Here is a 3784-nt window from a genome sequence, read left to right as displayed (position 1 = left end):
GTGATGGCCTCGGGCGCCGACTTCTCTCCCTTGACGTATTCATCGAGGCCCTCGTACACGGTCACTCCCGCCCCGGCGGCACCGGTGAACCTGCCGAGGCCCCGGAGGAGTCCCGCGCTCCGACGCCCGGCGTCGTCCGGCTTCGGGTTCAGCTTGTGCCTACCCCTGGTCTCAGGGTCGTGTTCGTCCGCGAGGGCGAGCGCCCCTCTGTCGACGGCTTCAGCCGCACCGCCGGCGGCCGTTCCCAGGGCCCCTGCCCCGGCAGCCGGAATGGCCCCCCTGTCCACTTCCGGCGGGATGGCCCGGTACATCGTGCCGGCGACCGTGTCGATCTCCCGGCCGTAGTGCTCGTCCAACGACCTGACGGTGGCCAGCGCATGGCCGAGGGCCTCGACATGCGCGTCGACGACATCCTGGGTAATCTCATCGCGGCCGGGCGCCGGTCCCACCGAATCCTCGCCCACTACGAGACCGGCGGTCTCGGCCTCGGCGATGCGGTCACGAACCGCCTGAACCGCCGGCCCCACCGCGGCGGCGGCGCGGGTGAGGGCGTCCACCAGATCCCCGAGCCCATCCGCGAGTCTGTTGACGTGCATCCTCTCGCGCTCGGCGGCGTCGAGGACTGCATCGGCGGCGACCCCGTCCCAGCCCGCATCGAGCGCCGAGCGTCCGTCGGCGATGGTCGTTCGGGCCTCGGCGGCGATGGTCTGCCGCTCTGCCACGGCAGACCTCGCCGTCGTCACGCCCGCGGCATCCCACCGCCTGACCCGGCCGATCGTGTACACCACTCGGTCCCCTCTCGCGCGCCGTCACAGTGTCTGACGGCCCGGAGGCCCCGCACGGTTCCACCAGTCGACGGATCGCGCCGGGCCGGCCCGGCGTCCGGCCGGCCCCGAGGTCCCTACTTCGCGAACCTGCCGGCGAACGTCCGCAGCGGCAGATCCGCGCTGGTGACGATCCCGGGAGGGGCGGCGATGACCGACCGGATGGAGTTGAGGGCGGGTAGCCCGGTCACGGTCATACCGATGGAGGCGAAGTCCTCGGGATCGGAGAGGTCCACTCCGGGGGCGGGGAAGATCATGTGCTTGTTGTAGATCTGCGGATCGCCCTTGATCATCGTGATGTAGCAGCCCTTGATGTCCCACTTCGGCTCGGTGCGCGGGGTCATCTGCCATTCGAGGTGGGTCTCGATCCGCGAGACGCCGTCGACCATTCCGAGGTACTTGATGTAACTCCCGCCGAGGGATCCGGCGGGCAGCTGGTACCACCCCAGGTCCACGTCCTCCGTGCAGGCGCCCAGTTCGCAGTCGAACACCACGTCATCGAGCTCCAGGTCGAACGCGTCGGCCATCATGTACACCGAGTCCGCGAACACCTCGGTGTACTTCCGCAGCATCCCCGGCAGCGCGGGATCGTCGACGGGCCGGCCGTAGCCGACCTCCTTCCAGGTCTCGGCGGAGTGGTGGCAGGAGACGTCGACGGACTCGATCGTCGTGACGTTCTCGATCTCGGCCACGTCGGCCGAGGAGACGATGCCCAGGATCTGGTTGAGGCCCGGGTTCATGCCGGTGCCGTAGAAGGTCGCCCCGCCGGCCTTCGCGGCGTCGTCCAGGATCTCCCGCCACGACCGGCCGGACGGGTGGGGATGGTTGAGGTCGCGGTGGTGACCGGTGATCCAGTCGGCGGTGGTGACGATGTTGATGCCGGCCTCGAGGACCTGCAGGTAGAGGTCCTCGTCCGGGAAGACCCCGTGGAACGTCAGGACGTCCGGCTTCGCGGCGACGATCTCCTCGACGGTGCCGGTGGCCAGGATCCCGACGGGAGCGATGCCGGCGAGCTCGCCCACGTCGCGGCCGACCTTCTCCGGGGTGTAGCAGTGGACGCCCACCAGCTCGAGGTCCGGGTGGGCGCCGATACGCCTGATCATCTCGCTGCCGACGTTGCCGGTGGCGACCTGGAACACCCGGGCGGGAGTCGTGTTTCCGCTGGTCATGTGTGATGTCACCTTTCGAGGAGGGCGTGGTCGGGATAGAACTGGGTGGCCCAGGTCCGCAGTGCGGTGAACCCCTCGTACTCGCCGGGTGCGAGCGCGGCGGGGTCCGAGTACTTCTGGTACTTCCAGATGGCGAGGTCGGCCTCGAACTGCTCGATCACCCCGCGGCCGTGCGTGGCGGCGCGGTCGGCGGACTCGTCGTCGTCCAGGTCCGGCCGCCGGCGGATCCAGACGGAGAACCGGACGTCGCAGGTCTCGTCGTCGACGGGGGTCACGCAGGTCGCCGTGCGGTTGTCGACCATCCCGTGGCTGCGGGTGACGGCCACCCCCAGTCCGCCGTTGATGGCCTCCACGCCGCTGTCGACCTCCTCGATCGATCCCGGTTCGCCCTCGAACGCGATGGTGAAGTCGACGTAGGAGACCGGTCCGTCGAAGTCCTGGCGGGTGAACAGCGGGATGATCGGCACCTTGTGGACAAAGGTGAAGTGCGCGAAGTCGACCCCGTTCTCCAACACGTACTGCGGGTGCAACTCCAGCCGCTGTTCGAAGAGCGTGGTCCGGGGATGGCACGGGTGGTAGTCCTCCGCCCGCGCGCCGTCGTCCCAGCTGGTGAAGACGTCGGGCACGTCGAAGTACGGATCGCGGCCCTCGAGGTCGTGCCAGAGGTAGATCGACTCGTTGCGTTCGACCACCGGGTAGGTCCTGATCTTGCGGCCGCGGTTGGGATGGTCCGCGTACGGGATGGCGGTGTTGCGCCCGGCCGAGTTCCACTGCCAGCCGTGGAAGGGGCACTGGATGGTCTCGTCGACGACGGTGCCCCCGTGGCCGAGGTGGGCTCCGAGGTGTTTGCAGTACGCGTCCATGACCGTGACCCGGCCGGAACGACTCCGCCAGGCCACCAGCTCCTCCCCGAACGCGGCCACCCGGTGGACGTGGCCGACGGGGACCTCGGTCGACCAGGCGACCTGGAACCATCCGGTCGGCTTCATCGGCAGCGGGGGTCTGGCCATCGCCGGCCTCCAATCCTGGCGCGAGTGAGGAGCGGTTCGCCAGTCTCCACAAGCGCAGAATGGCGATTCTGCGACGGTAGCATCGGGGCGTGGAGGCCACAAGAAAAACGACGACGACGACAACCGCGACGACAGCCGCGACGACAGCCGCGACGACAACCCCGGCGCCGGCTGCGAACGCGGCCCGCGAGGAACGGCTCGACGGCTACCGCCGGCAGATCATCCACGCCGCGGAACGGGAGTTCGGGAAGGCCGGGTTCGCCGCCACCCCGATGAACGCGATCGCGGCCTCCGCCGGGTTGTCGCTGGCCACCGTGTACAAGTCCTTCGCCGGGAAGGCGGAGATCTGGGACGCCCTGCACCGCGAGCGGATGGACGCGCTCCTCGAGGGCGTGCGCGAGGTCGACACGGGCGAGCCGGGCCTCGACCGACTTCTCACGGGCCTGCGGCAGGTGTTCCGCTTCCTCGCAGCGCACCCGGCGTATCTCGAGATGAACCTCCGGGCCGGCGGTGGGTGGGCGAGCAGCGTCGAGGGGGCGCACGGGACCCAGCGCACGGTGTGGGGTTCGGGTCTCGAGGTGATCGCGGCCGGGATGCGGTCGGCGGCGGACAGGGGGGAGCTCGACGGACTGGAGCCTCGCGTCGCCGCGGGACTGGCGATCTCCGCGCTCCAGGTCTGGTTGTCCGAGTGGGTGGCGGCGGGTCGTCCGGGCGACCCGGAGGCGTTGGCCGACGACATGACGCGCAGGCTGCGCCTGATGTTGACGAACCGGGCCCCGGG

The 3784-nt window shown here is 69.8% G+C and carries 4 protein-coding genes; 1 reads left to right on the top strand and 3 read right to left on the bottom strand.

The features are described from left to right. The 3 genes from IY392_RS11095 to IY392_RS11085 form a co-directional block, all read right to left on the bottom strand. Positions 1 to 743, bottom strand: a 743-nt coding sequence (locus tag IY392_RS11095) for a hypothetical protein (protein ID WP_194861239.1), incomplete at its 3' end; no start/stop codon positions are given. A 158-nt stretch (positions 744 to 901) separates the two neighbouring features. Further along, on the bottom strand, positions 902 to 1993 hold the full coding sequence (locus IY392_RS11090) for a dihydrodipicolinate reductase (protein WP_194861238.1): 1092 nt from the start codon (positions 1991 to 1993) through the stop codon (positions 902 to 904). Positions 1994 to 2001: 8 nt separating this feature from the next. Then, positions 2002 to 3003 carry a Rieske 2Fe-2S domain-containing protein gene (locus IY392_RS11085; protein ID WP_194861237.1) on the bottom strand — a complete coding sequence of 334 codons (1002 nt, stop codon included), beginning with the start codon at positions 3001 to 3003 and terminating at the stop codon, positions 2002 to 2004. An 89-nt stretch (positions 3004 to 3092) separates the two neighbouring features. On the opposite strand from IY392_RS11085, the gene IY392_RS11080 reads away from it, so the two are divergent. After that, on the top strand, positions 3093 to 3784 hold a 692-nt coding region (locus IY392_RS11080), incomplete at its 3' end, for a TetR/AcrR family transcriptional regulator (RefSeq protein WP_194861236.1).

Origin of the sequence: Dietzia sp. SYD-A1 (assembly GCF_015356725.1) — a bacterium.
GTDB lineage: Bacteria > Actinomycetota > Actinomycetes > Mycobacteriales > Mycobacteriaceae > Dietzia.
This window is presented reverse-complemented; position numbering and strand designations above follow the sequence as displayed.